Genomic DNA, 16,547 nt, shown 5'->3' on the forward strand with positions numbered 1-16,547 from the left:
TCAGATGTCCGGCATCACACAGAAGCCGAGATCCATCAGGCGGATCGACTCTTCGGTCAGGCGCTTGATCACTGCCTCTTGCGCCTGCTCCTTTTCCAGCTGGAGGGCATTCGCCTGACTCACATAGTCGGCACTGAGCAGCGTGTCCGCCTGCTCATCGAGGGCACTCATGCGCGGCGCGAACGATTCGTCGATCATCGAAAATTTGCGCGTAAACGTACGCTTCAGATAATCACGCCAGAACGTTCGCTCCTGCATGAACTTCAGCCACTGGGGCGAGAGTTCGGCCTTGGTGATCCGGTGTCTCGCCGTGTCCAGGTCAGCTGCGGTGACGCCACTCTGCTTGTTGAACAGCATGCCTTGCGGCTGACCCGGCAGTTCCAGCACTTTGGCCAGCCCGACGCGATAAGCAAGGTTCACCTCCAGCGGGTCAGACTTCGCAGCCTTGACCGCATGTTCTTGGGCAATCGCGTTCAACTGATCCAGCCGGAACAGACCACGTCCCAGATTAAGCAGCGGCTTGGCAGTGACTCGTCCGCCAGCCCCTTGGGTCACCCGATCAACTTCAACAGCGACTTCCAGATGACTGAAATTGACCGCCGCGCTGTCAGTGCAATTGTTCGGATTGGCGGCTATGTCCAGCAGTTGGTCGCAGAGGGTCTCGTCGGTTTCCGCCGCTTTGAGTACTGCCCAGACGCGCCGCTGCATGTCCGCGCTGCCCTTCGTCGCGTCGGCGGTATCGCCCAGTTGCGCGAGCAAATGAAACAAGCCCTCGGCGCGCGTATCGTCGCGAAATGCCGCCCAGGTTCGCGACTGCTCGGCCCAGTCTTCACCGTCGACTTTGGTAAACCATAACGATCGCGCGGTCTGCTCGTTGAGGCGGGGAATGTCATCGGCGGTATAACCCATTCCGATACCGAAATTCTTGCGGTAGTTATCCAGATACGTCTTGGTGGTTTCGTTGAATGGATTGAGTCCGAGATTGAGCGCCTCCGTGAATCGTCGCGTTTTCTGAAATAACCAGTCAGGCAATTCCTTGATCTCGTTCTCGCGCAGGTCTATCCATTCAATATGCGCACAATTGTTCAGGCCTTCTGGCAGTTCGGTGAGTCCCGTATCGCGTAGCAACAACCGACGCAGATTGCTCATCAGACTGACATCAGGCGTTGCACCCAAAGGGTTGTTGCTCAGATTCAGGTACCACAGCGTGCGCAGCCGATTGAGCTTTGCCAGTGTCTGCTCGGTCAGTTTCAATTGATTGCCCGCCAGACTCAAACGCTTGAGCCTGGGCATGTTCGACAGTACTTCGGGCAGACGCGTGACTGTGTTGCTGTCGAGTTCGAGCGATTCGAGCTGTTTGAAGGATTTGAGGAAGTGCGCGACATCGTCATCCTGCGCCATGTTCTTCATCGACAATTGCTGAACATGGTCAAAGTTCAAGCCAGGCGGCAACGCCGGCAACTTGCCGATGCGCATGCCGTCAAGATTGAGCGCGCATACCGATTTGCCTTGGTCATCAGTCAGCCAGTGAAATCGCCGAAAACCTTCTTCGATCAGTTCGGCCGCCATTTTCCGACTGTGCCGCGCTTCTGCCAGGTCGCCGCCCATTGCTTTCAAGGCAGCGCCATCCTCAGCCCAGGTAAACAAGACATCGCGCAGGGTTTTCAGCTCCTCGCGCAAGGCTTTGACCCGGGTCGCCCGGCTCAGAGCATCGTCGCCCAGCTCATCAAGCAATTGGCTGGCCTGTGCCTCATCCAGGCGCGGAAACAGTTTGCGCACCTTGCGCAGCAACTGGCGCGGATGAGAGGTCACGGGCGCCTGATCGCCTTGCACACAGGGCGGCTCGACGATCACCGGTTCAGCATTGCCGTCGAGCAATGTCCGCGCAGTAACTTCGCGGTCGTCAAGTGCGACGTCCAGCAATTTATTGCGTAACTGTTGCGCGCTGGCCTGCTCGGCATCAGCAAACCCGGCCGCCGTCCGTTGACGTGACGGTAGCGCCTTGAGGATGGCCAGATATAACGCGTTGGGGCCCGATTCCACTTTGCCCAGCGATTTGCGGTCGCCGCCAAATGCCTCATAACCGTCACGGGCCTTCACCAGATAACCCGTATTTTCCGTGGTCGTCGAGGCAGCACCGAGCGCCTCGAGCAACGGTCCGGTCAACGTCTTGTCGCGTACCTCCAGGCGTAATTTTGCATCCCAGCCAGGGAGGCGCGGCAGCGACGCGATAGCCAGCTTGTCGGTGTCGGCAGTGGCCAGTCGCGGCCAGTGCAAGCCTGCCAGCGCGCGGTCAATGCGTACTTTTGCGGTGCTGGCCCGGACACGTTGCCCGAGTCTCAAGGGCACGCGTGCGGTGGAGCGCAGGTGCAAGCGCTCGACACTCGGAGCGCGGTCAATCAGCCTTTGACCATGGCGCGCCGGAATGTCGGCGAAGACCTGGCGCAATTTGCCGAGGTCCTGCGCGTCACTCTGGTCAAAGCGCTTGTACATCCGCGCGAACGCGGTGCGGTAATCCGCCGTGAGCGCGGCAGCCAGTTTTTTTGCCAATGCCGCTGCTTGCGCAGGTTTTGCGACTTTGCCGCCGAGCAAGGCATCGACTTCATGCTCGTAAAGACCGTCAATGACGGTCTGCAGCAAGCGTCCGAGTGCCAGCTGGCCCTGCGTGACCGGCACACCCAGGGTGTCGTCGATAGCAGTGTCCGGCGGATAGGTGGTTTCGAGGTCGCCCTCATGCCCGGTGACCTCAATGTATCTGTCAGTCGGCCAGCCCGGCAGTGTCGTCAAGGCATGCATTTGTTCCTCGACAGGTTGTCCGGAGTGGATCTCGCCGCCCGCCAGCTCTGTGGTCAGCTCCCGCAACTGGCGCCCGATGCGTGCGCGCTCGACGGTATCGCGCAGGCGCACAGGCAGTTTCAGATTGTCATTGAACGTGTCGAGCAGGGTCTGCTGGGAGGTGCCGCTCAGCCGGCGGATCATGTCCAGATCGCTGTCGGCGAATTCGCTCAACTGCGGGTCGATGCGCTTGAGCGCGTACGCAGAACTGCCCCACTCTTCAGGCTCTTCAGCAGGGATCCGCCAGCCACCTTCGACGTGGCGGATCAGTTCAGGGGCATAGGCCTGTGCACGTTCGGCGTGCTCCAGACGCCAATGCTGGGTGACGGGATCAAAGTCGCCGGCCAACAGGCGGTGGTCAACGCGAGCGATGGTCTTGCGGCCAATCTGATAGAACTCCCTGGAGCCGGCATCGATAGTGAAACCGGCGGGCAGAGAATGCTCGTAATGGCTGAGATCAGCCTTCCACAGGCGCGACTTGCCGGCCCGATTGACAATGGCGGTAAATGGCGCGAAGAACTCCGGGTGCGTGCGCAGCAATTTGCTGCCCAGTGTCCCCAGCACTTTCTGGCCACCGGCAAAGGCCCCCATCAACGCTATGTTTTCGACCACACTGAGCAGATGTGACAGCGCCTGTTGATGATCACCGCGCCGCCAGTCCTCGACACCTTCATACACTTCACCGAGCAATTGCCCGACTGCGACACCCATCATCAATTGCCCGAGAACCGGCACGAAAAGCCCGGCCACCGACGCCACCGTGACGCCCCGCTGAAGAAAATCCAACAGGCGTTTGTTTCGTGCGTCTTCATCGATATCAGCGGTGGGCACTGCCAGTTTGCGTGCGTCGATCTGCAACTTGCCGACATGGCTCTGCACCATGAAATCGAAGAGCGGGACATCGATGGCCCATTGCTTGACGTCCCCCAGATCGCTTTTCTCGGCGAAACTCTCGAAGAAATCGGCCTTGTCGTCTTCATCGAGGCTGTGGGCGAACCAGTCCTGATACTCGGGAGTTTTCAGTTGTTGCGCGAGGTAGCGCTTGAACGCATTGAAACTCGGGTATTCGTACACTGCCCGGGCAGGCTCACCGGGCATGTACACCATGCATCCGTCCTCAGGATGCTGTTGCACGGAGCGTTTGGAGAATACGACAACGCCCCACACGCAGCAGTCGAGGATCTTGACACCCTGCATGATCAGCGAATCCTTGCCGTAGCGCAGGGTCTGCGCCGACACCACGCCCCCGGCCACCATCAGATCCTGCAACATGCGCAATCCTGCCGCGGTGATGTCCCCCTTGAGCGCGGCCAGATGCGCGTCGAGTTCCAAAAGCGACTGTTTCAATGTGGCGATATCGCGGGTCATCGCGCTGGTCGCCACGACTTTTGCGCTGTCATCACGCAGACCGAACACTTGCTGCAGATGCTCCTGGTATTTTTTGCCCAGATCCAGCTGTCGACAAAACGCGGCGAATGCCGCCGGGGTCAGGCCGCTCACACCCTGCGGCGCGCTCGTGATGCGTACCTGGCTGCCTTCGGGAAATGCGTCAGCCTGCTCTTCGTCTTCGGTGAAGTTCTGCATGGCTGCCTGCAAGAGGGTTTGCGAAGCATGTTTGACCTTGTCGATCCCGGCCTGATCGGTCGCGGTGGCTTCGCAGCCACAATCAACACCCGGCAGACTGACCTGATCAGTGCATACGTCATAAAGCGCTGGCCATTGCTTGCTCAGCGCCGCCTCGAGCTCGCTGATGCAAAAGCTCTGCAACGGTTTGAGCCGGCCCAGATTCTTATCGACCTTCTGCTGCACGGCGTGCAGCTCACGGTTGATTTCATCCAGCCTGGCCAGGTTGGTGGTCGAAGCCTTGAGCAAATGCGTCGGCAGGTTTTTTTCCAGGGCTTGAGCGGTGTCGAGGTCGCCGGTCGCGTCGAACAAGGTGCTCAGGGTCGAGGGCTTGATCGCGGTTTTTTTCTTGTCGAGGGTGAGCATGGCAATAGTCCTTTATTGCGGTTTGTACCCTCGAGACTATCGGTACCAGGCAGCCGTTAACAGTTCAAATTCCTGGGCAAAACCGAGGCAGATCAAGCACTTTTTGTCATGAATAAAATAGCCCTGCACCACCCGCGTCAAACGTCTGCGCCGGAGCGGGCTTATTCAAAAAAAGCGTAACGGCATAGCGTGCAAATCCAGCCCGACTTCGGCGCTGATAGCGTTAGGGCACAACGCCGCTTAGCCGCCTTATAACTTATCGATCTAAAACTCCCCCTACCGAGACAGGTCAGTTTCTGAGTACCCGCACTTTTCGCGCGGTACGGCTTGACCTTCCCCAACGGAAAAACCGGTAAGGACTTTATGTGCGGATTAGCTGGCGAGTTACGTTTTGATCAACAACCTGCAGACCTTGCAGCGATCGAAAGAATCACCCATCACCTGGCCCCTCGCGGCCCTGACGCGTGGGGCTTCCATGCCCAAGGGCCGATTGCCCTGGGCCATCGACGCCTGAAAATCATGGACCTGTCGGACGGCTCGGCGCAGCCGATGATCGACAGCCAGCTGGGCCTGTCCCTGGCGTTCAACGGCGCGATCTACAACTTCCCCGAACTGCGCGAAGAGCTCGAAGCCCTGGGTTATGCCTTCTATTCCGGTGGCGACACCGAAGTGCTGCTTAAGGGTTATCACGCCTGGGGCGAGGCGCTGCTGCCGAAACTCAATGGCATGTTCGCTTTTGCCATCTGGGAGCGCGATGCCAAGCGCCTGTTCATCGCCCGTGACCGTCTCGGCGTCAAGCCGTTGTACCTGTCGCGCACCGGTCAGCGCTTGCGTTTTGCTTCGGCACTGCCTGCGTTGCTCAAGGGCGGCGATATCAACCCGATCCTCGATCCGGTGGCGCTCAATCACTATTTGAATTTCCATGCGGTCGTACCTGCGCCGCGAACCTTGCTGGCTGGCATCGAGAAACTGCCGCCGGCCACTTGGATGCGCGTTGAAGCCGATGGCCGCACCGAGCAGAAAACCTGGTGGACCCTGCCCTACGGCCCACGTGAGGACGAAAAAAACCTCAATCTTGAAGACTGGGTCGATCGCGTCCTCGACAGCACCCGCGAAGCGGTGGCGATTCGTCAGCGTGCGGCGGTTGATGTGGGTGTGTTGCTCTCGGGTGGCGTCGATTCGAGCATGCTCGTCGGCCTGTTGCGCGAAGTCGGCGTAGAGAACCTGTCGACCTTCTCCATCGGTTTCCAGGATGCCGGCGGCGAGCGCGGCGACGAGTTCCAGTATTCGGACCTGATCGCCAAACATTACGGCACCCGACATCACCAGTTGCGCATCGACGAGAAGGAAATCATCGAGCAACTGCCCGCCGCGTTCCGGGCGATGAGCGAGCCGATGGTCAGCCATGACTGCATCGCGTTCTATCTGTTGTCCCGCGAAGTGGCCAAGCACTGCAAAGTCGTGCAGAGCGGCCAAGGCGCGGACGAACTGTTTGCCGGTTACCACTGGTATCCGCAGGTCGACGGCGCGGCGGATCCGTACGCCGCTTACCGCGATGCGTTCTTCGATCGCAGCTACGACGACTACGCGGCGACCGTTCAGCCGAAATGGCTGGTCGACCACGATGCGGCGGGCGACTTCGTCAAACAGCACTTTGCCCAGCCCGGCGCCGAGGCTGCCGTGGACAAGGCGCTGCGCCTGGACAGCACGGTGATGCTGGTCGATGACCCGGTCAAACGCGTCGACAACATGACCATGGCCTGGGGCCTGGAAGCGCGCACGCCGTTTCTCGACTATCGACTGGTCGAGCTGTCGGCCCGTGTGCCGGGCAAATTCAAGCTGCCCGATGGCGGCAAGCAAGTGCTGAAAGAAGCTGCGCGCCGGGTCATTCCAAGCGAAGTGATCGACCGCAAGAAAGGCTACTTCCCGGTGCCGGGTCTCAAGCACTTGCAGGGCGACACACTCAATTGGGTGCGCGAGCTGCTGCTGGATCCGAGCCAGGATCGCGGCCTGTTCAACCCGAGCATGCTCGACAAGCTTTTGACTGATCCGCAAGGCCAGCTGACCCCGTTGCGCGGCTCGAAACTGTGGCAACTGGCAGCCCTGAACCTGTGGCTCAGTGAACAAGGAATCTGATTGATGAAACCCCATGCCACGTCCATCAACCAACGCCTGTTGCGTGGTCAGGCCCCCTCGTATGAACGTTTGCAGGCGCGCCTGGCCGAAGACGGCAGCGAGCCTGCCAGCGCCCCGATTGCCGTGCATTGCGGTTGGGGCCGGCTGCTGATCGGTCACACCTTTCCCGACCCGGCGTCACTGGCGCAGGAGCTGCTCAACGAGCAACCCGGCGAGCGCGATATCGCCCTGTATGTTGCCGCACCGCAGCAGATTCTCGGCCTCGAGCCGACGCAGCTGTTTCTCGATCCATCCGACACCCTGCGTTTGTGGTTCAGCGATTACCGGCAGGCAACGCGGGTGTTTCGCGGCTTCCGCATTCGTCGTGCGCAGAGCGAAACCGACTGGCAGGGCATCAACCGTTTGTACCAGGCGCGCGGCATGTTGCCGATCGATCCGGAGCTGCTCACGCCACATCATCAGGGCGGCCCGGTGTACTGGCTGGCGGAAGACGAAGACAGCGGCGCGGTGATCGGCAGTGTCATGGGCCTCAATCATGAAAAAGCCTTCAACGATCCGGAACATGGCAGCAGCCTCTGGTGCCTGGCGGTCGACCCGCATTGCTCGCGCCCCGGCGTCGGCGAAGTGCTGGTGCGACATCTGGTCGAGCACTTCATGAGTCGCGGCCTGGCTTATCTGGATCTGTCGGTGCTGCACGACAATCGTCAGGCGAAAAACCTTTACGCCAAACTGGGTTTCCGCAACCTGCCGACCTTCGCCATCAAGCGCAAGAACGGCATCAACCAGCCGCTGTTTCTCGGCCCGGGCCCGGAGGCGAATTTCAATCCTTACGCGCGGATCATCGTCGAAGAAGCGCATCGACGCGGTATCGACGTGCAAGTCGATGACGCCGACGCCGGGCTGTTCACCCTCAGCCATGGCGGCCGTCGCGTGCGTTGCCGCGAGTCGCTGAGCGATCTGACCAGTGCGATCAGCATGACCCTGTGCCAGGACAAAAGCCTGACCCACAAGGTGCTCAAGGCCGCAGGCCTGAAACTGCCGGCGCAGCAACTGGCGGGCAATGCCGACGATAATCTGGCCTTCCTCGATGAGCACCAACGGGTGGTGGTCAAGCCTCTCGATGGCGAACAGGGCCACGGCGTCGCGGTGGATCTGCGCACCATCGAAGAGGTGCAGAAGGCCATCGAATACGCCAAGCAGTTCGACAGTCGCGTGCTGCTGGAAAGTTTCCACGAAGGCCTTGATCTGCGCATCGTGGTGATCGGCTTTGAAGTGGTGGCGGCGGCGATTCGCCGTCCGGCGGAAGTGATTGGCGATGGTCAGCATTCGATCGGTGCGCTGATCGAAGCGCAAAGCCGCCGCCGGCAAGCCGCCACCAGTGGCGAAAGCAAGATTCCGCTGGACCACGAAACCCAACGCACGCTGCATGCGGCCGGTTACGACTACAGCAGCATCCTGCCGGCCGGCGAGCATCTGTTCGTGCGGCGCACGGCCAACCTGCACACCGGCGGGACGCTGGAAGACGTGACCGACATTCTTCATCCAACGCTGGTCGACGCGGCCGTGCGCGCCGCGCGGGCGCTGGATATTCCGATGGTCGGGCTCGATCTGATGGTGCCGGCAGCGGATCAGCCCGAGTACGTGTTCATCGAAGCCAATGAGCGCGCCGGCCTCGCCAACCATGAACCGCAGCCGACGGCGGAGCGCTTTGTCGATCTGCTGTTTCCGCATAGTCAGCCGGCTGTCTGAACCCTTCCTGATCGTTCCCACGCTCTGCGTGGGAACGCCTCATCGCACGCTCCACGTCCATTTGAGGGACGCAAAGCGTCCCGGGCTGCATTCCCACGCAGAACGTGGGAACGATCAGTGCTCAACCCTTCAGGAGTTTCCATGACCATGACCACACAAATCCCTGAACCGGATCTGGCTTACCTGCAAAAAGTCCTGCTGGAAATGCTCGCCATTCCCAGCCCTACCGGTTTCACCGATACCATCGTGCGCTACGTCGCCGAGCGTCTCGAAGAGCTGGGCATTCCGTTCGAAATGACCCGGCGCGGCACCATTCGCGCGACGTTGAAGGGCAAAAAGAGCAGCCCTGACCGCGCCGTGTCTGCCCATTTGGACACCATCGGTGCCGCCGTGCGTGCGGTGAAAGACAACGGGCGCCTGACCCTCGCCCCGGTCGGCTGCTGGTCGAGCCGCTTTGCCGAGGGCAGCCGGGTCAGCCTGTTTACCGACACCGGCGTTATTCGCGGCAGCGTATTGCCGCTGATGGCCTCCGGGCATGCGTTCAACACGCAGGTCGATGAAATGCCGATCAGTTGGGATCACATCGAGTTGCGTCTGGATGCTTACTGCACAACCAAGGCCGATTGTGAGTCGCTGGGCATCAGCGTAGGTGACGTGGTGGCGTTCGATCCACTGCCGGAGTTCACCGAAAGCGGCCATATCAGCGCACGCCACCTTGATGACAAGGCAGGCGTCGCAGCGCTGCTCGCCGCACTGAAGGCGATTGTCGACAGTGGCCAGGAACTGAACATCGATTGTCATCCGCTGTTCACCATCACCGAGGAAACCGGCAGCGGCGCGGCGGCGGCATTGCCGTGGGACGTCAGCGAGTTTGTCGGCATCGACATCGCACCGGTCGCACCGGGCCAGCACTCCAGCGAACATGCAGTGAGCGTGGCGATGCAGGATTCCGGCGGGCCTTATGACTATCACCTGTCGCGGCATCTGTTGCGTCTGGCCGGCGAACACGAATTGCCGGTCCGCCGCGACATGTTCCGCTACTACTTCAGCGATGCGCACTCGGCGGTCACCGCCGGCCACGACATCCGCACTGCCCTGCTCGCTTTTGGCTGCGATGCCACGCATGGCTACGAACGCACGCACATCGACAGCCTGGCAGCGCTCAGCCGCTTGCTCGGCGCATACATCCTGAGCCCGCCGGTATTCGCCAGCGACGCAGCGCCAGCCAATGCTTCACTGGATCGCTTCAGCCATCAGATCGAGCATGACACGCAGATGGAAAGCGAAACCCGCGTACCGCCGGTGGACAGTCTGGTGGGGCAGCGTTCCGACAGTTGAGCCTTCGGTGAACAGATAACCGCCTTCGCGAGCAGGCTCGCTCCCACCTTTGAAATGCGATTCCTGTGGGAGCGAGCCTGCTCGCGAATGGGCCGGCACTATCGATACATAACTGGCAGACGAAACCCAATCCCCGTAGCATCCCGACATTGATTTGACCGAGGTGCCCATGCTCATTCCCCACGACGCGCTTGAAGTCGACACCCTCACCCGCCTGATCGAGGACTTCGTCACCCGCGACGGTACCGATAACGGCGATGACACCCCACTGGAAACCCGCGTGCTGCGCGTGCGCCAGGCATTGACCAAAGGCCAGGCCTTGATCGTGTTCGATCCGGAAAGCGAACAGTGCCAGTTGATGCTCAAGCACGACGTACCCAAGCACCTGTTCGACTGAAAACTTCAGCCAGCCTTCGCAGCGGCCTCCTTGCGCTTGATCCGGTCGTAGACCTCGGCGCGGTGCACATGGACTTGCTTCGGCGCCTCGACGCCGAAGCGAACGCTGGAACCATTGACCGACAGAACACGCAACGTGATGTCGTCACCGATTGAAATCAACTCACCGACCACACGGCTGAGTACGAGCATGGGATTCATCCTTCAGGACTGGCAAACCCTGAAGATGCGCGGCTTACAGCGGCTTAACAATGCGTGACGGGCAAATCAGTCTTGCCCTACAGTCACCCACGCCTCTAGCTGTCAGACGCTTCGCACAAAGACATCAACCGGTGGAAAAGCGCGGCCCGAACAGAATCACACTGGCACCGACCACGCACAGCGCCATGCCGATCCAGTCCGAGCCCAGTGGGCGCACCCGTTCAATCAGCGCCAGCCAGCCAATCGAAGCAACGATGTAGATTCCGCCGTACGCCGCGTAGGCGCGCCCGGCGTAGGCCGCTTCGACACGGGTCAGCAGCAGCGCGAACACGGTCAGGCTGAGCAACGCGGGAATCACCCACAACGCACTCTTGCCCTGGCGCAGCCACAGGTAGAAAGCAAAACAGCCGGCGATTTCAAACAGCGCCGCCAGAAAGAACCACAGGTAATTGAGCATGAACGCGTCTCGACAGGGTGACCATGGCGGCCACCCTAACGACGCGGCAGGCAGCGAACAAGATCAAGCGTTGTTTTGTTTGGCCTTGGCGCGCATTTTCTCGGCCATTGAAGTCATCTCGTTATAGAGCAATTGCGGATTCTTCTGTTTGAGCGCCCAGGCCATACGCCCTTGTTCGTGCGGCAGAATCATGAACTCGCCAGCAGCGACCTGCTGATAGATGTAGTCAGCGATGTCGGCTGCACTGATCGGCGAACTTTCCAGCAACTTGCCGACCTGGGCTTTCATTGCCGGCGTCGGGCCACGAAAAGAATCGAGCAAGTTGGTCTGGAAGAACGATGGGCAAACCACATGCACCGCCACTTCCTGCTGCGCCAGTTCAATCAGCAGACTTTCCGACAACGCCACCACGCCGGCCTTGGCCACGTTGTAGTTGCTCATCGCCGGGCCTTGCATCAGCGCGGCCATGGAAGCGATGTTGATGATCTTGCCTTTGCTCTGTTCCAGCAGCGGCAGGAACGCCTTGCAACCTTTGACCACGCCCATCAGGTTGATCGCGATCTGCCAGTCCCAGTCTTCCAGGGAGAGTTCGCTGAAGAACCCGCCCGAGGCGACGCCGGCATTGTTGACGATGATGTCGATGCCGCCGAGCTTCTCTTCGCAGGCTTGGGCGAAGGCGGTGAGCTGGCTGTAATCGCGCACGTCGCAGCGCTGGATGAAACCGTCACCGCCCGCCTCGCGCACCAGTTTCAGGGTTTCCTGCAGGCCAGGCTCACTGACATCGGACAAGGCCAGCCGCCAGCCTTCACGAGCCCAGCGCAGCGCGATTTCGCGACCCAGGCCGGAGCCTGCACCAGTGATCATCATGCGATTTTGCATAGCGGACAGCCTTGTTGTTCCGGGAAAGATGCGCCGAGTGTAGCGAAGGTTCCACCGCCACCCACGCTCCATCCAGTTGCTGAATGGAGGATCAAAAGATTGCTGCCCCCGGAAACTTCGCAACCCGATCCTGTAGGAGCTGACGAGTGCAACGAGGCTGCGATCTGTTGCTTTAAAGGAAATAACAGAGCAATCCAAATACATTAAAAAAACATTGAATTTTTTTTCATCGGCACAAGTCGGAACATGTAAGCCGGCTGGAATTTAGTTGCTCTCCAGCTGCCCACTGAGCATCAAGACTCTTCCAGACTCTGAACAAGGAAATCACCCATGGGCACAATTCTAATCATCATCCTGATCCTGTTGCTGATCGGTGGTCTGCCGGTCTTCCCGCACTCCAGAAGTTGGGGTTATGGCCCGTCGGGCATTATCGGCGTGGTGTTGGTCGTGCTGCTGGTGCTGTTGTTACTCGGCAAGATATGACGATTTGAAGCTGTAAAAAAAGAGGCCCTTTTTCAAGGGCCTCTTTTTTATTGCACGGACTTTAACCAGTCATCAGTCCGGTTTGCCGTGAACGACACCGGCGGTGTTATCCAGCAGGCTCTTGGTCGCGGTTTGCAAAAACGCCTCGAGCTTGAGTTTAAGTTCGGCAGTACGCGGCGCGTTTGGCACCACTTCGGCGTGCGGATTGGCACCCAGTTGGTATTGCCAGATTTTCGGGCCCATGTCCTTGTCACGTGGCAGTACCAGAATCTGGTCGGCGGTGACGATGGCAGTGGTCTGCTCGCTGCCCGATGGCTTGATCACACCGAAACCGGTATCGCCCTGCGGCAGGTTGAGCAGGTCGCGGCCCCAGCACTGATGACGCACTTCCCCACCGAGACGGCCCATGATGGTCGGCACGATGTCGATCTGCGTACCCACGGTGTGGTCGCGGGTACCGAACTTCTGCTGAATGCCCGGGGCGATCATCAGCATCGGCACGTTGAAGCGACCCAGGTCCATTTCGGTGATCTGGCGCTCGTTACCGAAGCCATGGTCGCCAACGATGACGAACAGGGTTTCGTTGAAGTACTTCTCTTTGCGCGCCTTCTCGAAGAACTGGCCCAGCGCCCAGTCGGAGTAGCGCATCGCGGTCAGGTGTTCATTGAGGCTGCCACGATCAGTCACTCGCTCGACCGGCAACGGCGTCGGCAAGGCGTACGGCGTGTGGTTGGACAGGGTCTGCAGCAGCGCGTAGAACGGCTTGCCGTTTTCTCGTGCCTTGAGCTCCTGCAAGCCACGATCGAACATGTCCTGGTCGGAAACGCCCCAGGTCGGATCGGAGAACACCGGATTGACGAAATCGTTGCGGCCAACGAAGTTGGTCATGCCCTGGTTGCTGAAGAAGCCGGACTGGTTGTCCCAGGCAAAATCGCCGTTATAGACGTAGACGTCGTCATAGTCGCGGGCGCTGAGCAACTGCGGCAGGCCGGACAGTTTGTGGCTGCCTTCCGGGGTCTGCATCAGGTATTCAAAACCTGGCAGATTGGGGAAACAGGCCATGGTCGCGAACATGCCCTGATGCGTGTGGGTGCCGTTGGAGAAGAAGCGGTCGAACAGCAGACCTTCCTTCGACAGCTTGTCCAGGTACGGGGTGATGTTGCCCGGCGCACCCAGCGCACCGACCGAGTGCCCGGCCATGCTTTCCATCAGGATCACGACGACGTTCTTGATAGGCAGTGTCTTGTCGGCAGGCGGCATGTAATCACGGCGTACGGCAGCGATGTCGGCATCGACCAGTTTGTCGTCCGGCATCAGCAGCATGTCGCGCACCATCTGCTGGGCCTGCTCTTGCGGCAAAGTGGCTTTCCAGATGTTGTCGCGGTCCTCCCCCATGCGCGCCTTGGCGGCAGCGATCAGCGACAGCGTGCCGTTGAGGCCGAGCTGGTTGGCGAAGTTGGAATCGGTGGTGTAGACGTCGCCCCAACGCATCGGCGGACCCTGGCGCAAGGTGCCACGAGCGGCGACCACGCAGATCAGCAGGCAGACCACGAATACCGCCAGACGCGTGTACCACGGCGCAACCTGGCGGGAGCTGACGCTGCCGCCGCTGAACGGCCCACGCGGGCGGGTCGCGCGGTCGGCGCCTTTGAACGCCAGGGTCAGAATGACTGTGCCGATGACCCACGCCAGCAGGTAGCGAACCACCGGAAAACCGTACCAGAGCATGCTCATCACGGTTTTCGGGTCTTCCTTCACGTACTGGAACACCAGACCATTGAGGCGCTGGTGAAACTCGCGGTAGAAGTCCATTTCCATCAGGCCGAGGAACAGCGCGATGCTCGACGCGACGGTCAGCCACAGGCGGAAGAAGCCGCGCGCAGCCATGGCCCGGGCGCTGAACAGTGCCAGCACCAGCGGAATGCACAGGTACACCACCAGGCGCAGGTCGAAACGCAGACCGTTAATGAACGCCTCAAGAAAGGTCGCGGCCGGGGTATCGAGGATCATCTCGCGGTTGTAGACCAGCAGCGCGAGGCGCAGCGCGGAAAACATGACCATCATGACCAGTGCGCACAGCAGCGTGTAGGCCAGATGCGATTTGACGGTTGGTTGCAGCAGGCGAGCAGATGATCGCTGCTGATTCAGGGCGTCCGGGTTTGCCATGTCGTTTTAGGACCCATTGGAAGTTGAAGTTGCAAAAATACAGCGGCGCCAGGCCCTCTATTGGTCATTCCAGACCCCGGGGCGTGCGCGGTGCGCAAATGTTGCACGATCGTTCACACCATTGCCATTGATTACTCACCTGCTCTTCGAGACTTTCGTTAACAGGCTGGCAGCGCTGTGGCAGGCAACAAGTGCGGGCGAATTGTCTTGGAGACTTTGTGAAAATTTCGTGCAACGCATATCTGGAAATACAATTTAGAGACAAAACAAAACGCCCCGAACCGGTCGGGGCGTTTTGCTTACAGCGCGGAGATTATTTCTCGGCGCGCTCTTTGAGTGCTTTCAGGGTATTGAATGGCGCATCGACCACGAACTTGTTGGCAACCATGGCTGGCACGCTGCCGCCAGGCTCGGTGTGCACTTGGTACGTCACTTCAACCTGATCGCCTTTAGGCACGAACTTCCAGAAGCCTTTGACCTGCTGAACCCGTACGAAGCCTTTCTCTTCCGGCAGATAGGTCGGCACGCCTTCAAGGTTACGGGTCAGGCTGCCATCGGCGCCTTCAACGGTGGTGATCTTCAACACCGAATCACGCGGGGTCACCGGCCATGGCGTGTTGAATTGCGAATAGGTCCAGCTCAGATCGCCTTCGTGCTTGAGCAGTTTCTGGCTCTTGCACTCGTGGATCCACGCGCAGGCGCCGGAGACGTCTTCCTGCAAGGCGCGCAATTTGGCGATGGTGGTCTTCATCAGCGCGACGCCCTGGTAGGACTTGTAGTCCGAACCCGGCACTTCGGCCAGCGAGACCTTGATGCCATCCTGTTCCTTGGCGACTTTCCAGCCCTCAGCGTGAGCGATGGACGTGGCCAGCACAGCGGTCAAACCACACAACACAGCGATACGGTGCAGCGAACCCATAGTTTTATTCCTTATTGTTGAAGTTCCGTTCGTGAACACATCACGCCGCCGTCATCTGCTCCCACCAGCCGATCAATCTGATCGCTTCTTGCGAACTGCTGCCGCAAACCTCGACATCCGCAGCGAACCCCGAGCAAACAGGCGGACGCTCCGGGCGGCCGAAAATGCTGCACAGGTTATCGACTGACAGCTGCACGCAACGTTCGCCGGCGGGTTTGCCATCGGGCATGCCAGGGATCGGCGAACTGATGGAGGGGGCAATGCAGCAAGCGCCACAGCCTTCACGGCATTTCATGACGTACAGATCCTCGCAACGGGCGATGTGTAAAGAGACGGGAACAGAGTAACCGCTAAAACGACTGTTTCAAATTGCTGCAAGCGGGTTTTCAACGATAAGTAAAAATGACCGGGCAGTCTCCGACGAAGCGTCTGGTCTGCACATTGCAGATGGCCGGAGCCTACTGTTTGAATTCAAAATCCAGTGCCGCGCCTTCCACATCGCGTCGCGCTTCATTGCGCAGTTGCAACTGCATTTCGTTGCTGAGCAAACGGCCGTTGAGCTGGAAACCGCTGTCTTTCTCGCCAAACATCTGCGGCAGGATTGCCTCGCGTTTGGGCAGCTCCACGGTACCCTTGGGCTTCAACTCTTCAACCATGTCCTTGGGCAGGCTGAGATCGAGTTTTGCAGGCGGCAATTTGGTCCTCGCCACTTCGCTGGCTGATTTCGATTTCGAGGCAACCGGGCGGCGCTTCTTCACCGTGGCGTTTTTTTTGGCCTGAGTTTTTTTTGCTGGAGCCGCAGTTTTCACTGTTTGCTTCGTTGTACTCGTCGCTGCCGGTTTTTCCTGGGCCGCGGCCGCCATGACACCCGGCGCCTGACCGGTCATCAGCAAACCCAGCAATACCCACGCGGCAGGAACAATCGCTTTCATGGACCCAACGAACTGACGGCAGAGGGCCACATGCTCGCCTGTTGTGCGCCACATGACAAGCCTCACC

General features: G+C 59.7%; 13 protein-coding genes. 5 read left to right on the plus strand and 8 right to left on the minus strand.

Annotated elements, in window-relative coordinates:
• Positions 1 to 4,824, minus strand: coding sequence for an NEL-type E3 ubiquitin ligase domain-containing protein (locus ACIGDJ_RS20395; protein WP_397479493.1), 4,824 nt, complete (start codon positions 4,822 to 4,824; stop codon positions 1 to 3).
• A gap of 363 nt (positions 4,825 to 5,187) precedes the next feature.
• Here ACIGDJ_RS20395 and ACIGDJ_RS20400 point away from each other — a divergent pair, with 363 nt between their 5' ends.
• From ACIGDJ_RS20400 to ACIGDJ_RS20415, 4 genes are all read left to right on the plus strand, one after another.
• Positions 5,188 to 6,960, plus strand: a complete 1,773-nt coding sequence (locus tag ACIGDJ_RS20400) for an N-acetylglutaminylglutamine amidotransferase (protein WP_397479492.1) — start codon at positions 5,188 to 5,190, stop codon at positions 6,958 to 6,960.
• A gap of 3 nt (positions 6,961 to 6,963) precedes the next feature.
• Positions 6,964 to 8,709 (plus strand): N-acetylglutaminylglutamine synthetase, encoded by a 1,746-nt coding sequence (gene ngg / locus ACIGDJ_RS20405; protein WP_397479491.1) that lies wholly within the window; start codon positions 6,964 to 6,966, stop codon positions 8,707 to 8,709.
• A gap of 147 nt (positions 8,710 to 8,856) precedes the next feature.
• Positions 8,857 to 10,047, plus strand: coding sequence for an osmoprotectant NAGGN system M42 family peptidase (locus ACIGDJ_RS20410; protein ID WP_101156428.1), 1,191 nt, complete (start codon positions 8,857 to 8,859; stop codon positions 10,045 to 10,047).
• A gap of 169 nt (positions 10,048 to 10,216) precedes the next feature.
• The gene (locus ACIGDJ_RS20415; RefSeq protein ID WP_003172962.1) at positions 10,217 to 10,444 is read left to right on the plus strand and encodes a YheU family protein; all 228 of its coding nucleotides are present in this window, start codon (positions 10,217 to 10,219) and stop codon (positions 10,442 to 10,444) included.
• A gap of 5 nt (positions 10,445 to 10,449) precedes the next feature.
• Here ACIGDJ_RS20415 and csrA read toward each other — a convergent pair whose 3' ends face one another.
• From csrA to ACIGDJ_RS20430, 3 genes are all read right to left on the minus strand, one after another.
• Entirely contained in the window at positions 10,450 to 10,635 is a 186-nt protein-coding gene (csrA, locus tag ACIGDJ_RS20420) for a carbon storage regulator CsrA (RefSeq protein ID WP_101156350.1), read from the minus strand.
• A 133-nt stretch (positions 10,636 to 10,768) separates the two neighbouring features.
• On the minus strand, positions 10,769 to 11,101 hold the full coding sequence (locus tag ACIGDJ_RS20425) for a YnfA family protein (protein WP_101156347.1): 333 nt from the start codon (positions 11,099 to 11,101) through the stop codon (positions 10,769 to 10,771).
• A 63-nt stretch (positions 11,102 to 11,164) separates the two neighbouring features.
• Entirely contained in the window at positions 11,165 to 11,980 is an 816-nt protein-coding gene (locus ACIGDJ_RS20430; RefSeq protein ID WP_101156344.1) for an SDR family oxidoreductase, read from the minus strand.
• 330 nt (positions 11,981 to 12,310) lie between these two features.
• On the opposite strand from ACIGDJ_RS20430, the gene ACIGDJ_RS20435 reads away from it, so the two are divergent.
• A complete protein-coding gene (locus tag ACIGDJ_RS20435; protein ID WP_003183939.1) occupies positions 12,311 to 12,463 on the plus strand; it encodes a DUF3309 family protein in 153 nt (50 codons plus the stop codon).
• Between the two features lie 72 nt (positions 12,464 to 12,535).
• Here ACIGDJ_RS20435 and ACIGDJ_RS20440 read toward each other — a convergent pair whose 3' ends face one another.
• The 4 genes from ACIGDJ_RS20440 to ACIGDJ_RS20455 all read right to left on the minus strand — a co-directional run bounded on the left by ACIGDJ_RS20440 (position 12,536) and on the right by ACIGDJ_RS20455 (position 16,480).
• The gene (locus ACIGDJ_RS20440; protein ID WP_397479490.1) at positions 12,536 to 14,629 is read right to left on the minus strand and encodes an LTA synthase family protein; all 2,094 of its coding nucleotides are present in this window, start codon (positions 14,627 to 14,629) and stop codon (positions 12,536 to 12,538) included.
• A 313-nt stretch (positions 14,630 to 14,942) separates the two neighbouring features.
• A complete protein-coding gene (locus ACIGDJ_RS20445; protein ID WP_101156324.1) occupies positions 14,943 to 15,548 on the minus strand; it encodes an START domain-containing protein in 606 nt (201 codons plus the stop codon).
• Positions 15,549 to 15,588: 40 nt separating this feature from the next.
• Positions 15,589 to 15,843, minus strand: a complete 255-nt coding sequence (locus ACIGDJ_RS20450; RefSeq protein WP_101156321.1) for a YkgJ family cysteine cluster protein — start codon at positions 15,841 to 15,843, stop codon at positions 15,589 to 15,591.
• 163 nt (positions 15,844 to 16,006) lie between these two features.
• Positions 16,007 to 16,480, minus strand: coding sequence for a translation initiation factor 2 (locus ACIGDJ_RS20455; RefSeq protein ID WP_397479497.1), 474 nt, complete (start codon positions 16,478 to 16,480; stop codon positions 16,007 to 16,009).
• Positions 16,481 to 16,547: the final 67 nt, after the last annotated feature.

This window comes from Pseudomonas sp. NPDC079367, assembly GCF_044542195.1.
Lineage (GTDB): Bacteria > Pseudomonadota > Gammaproteobacteria > Pseudomonadales > Pseudomonadaceae > Aquipseudomonas.